The sequence below is a fragment of the Flavivirga aquimarina genome, assembly GCF_030540835.1.
Classification (GTDB): domain Bacteria; phylum Bacteroidota; class Bacteroidia; order Flavobacteriales; family Flavobacteriaceae; genus Flavivirga; species Flavivirga aquimarina.
The window spans coordinates 1-462 of the sequence record NZ_JAUOEK010000153.1 but is presented as its reverse complement, the minus strand read 5'-3'; the positions used below and the strand labels follow the sequence as shown (position 1 = coordinate 462).

Annotated in this window: 1 pseudogene; it reads right to left on the bottom strand. The window is 35.1% G+C overall.

The window, feature by feature from the left end:
* Positions 1-153: pseudogene (locus Q4Q35_RS22530) on the bottom strand (IS1182 family transposase); the annotation flags it as partial.
* Positions 154-462: the final 309 nt, after the last annotated feature.

The window sequence follows — 462 nt, the reverse complement described above, 5'->3', positions numbered from 1 at the left end:
TCCGCTTTCTCCATAATAGCCCTTGGTCATTGGGTATAGAAAGTCTAAATCCAATACCCCTTTTAAGCGTCTATAAAAGTTCTGCTCGGGAACGAGATCGCTCAATTGAAATTGTGCAAATAATTTCTCTTGATAATCTTTCTTGCCTTGCATAATACAAGATACATATTTTCTGTATATTTACATAGGGGTTGTGCAACAGGCACAATGTGTAAAAATAATACGTAAGTTTATTCCTTGAACCTAAGGTAGTGCTTATTTGCTAGCGTCCAATTTTCCTTCAGAAAATCAGCCTTTATCAAATACGCAATATTCTTACACCAAACGTCAGACTGTGCATTAACTTTTTTTGTATTCTGATTGTTAATGGTTTGAGTAATTCTTATCTTGTATAGGAACACAAATCATACTTATGGAACATATACATGGTCAGGATCGTAATCAAATCCGGATGACTTCCCT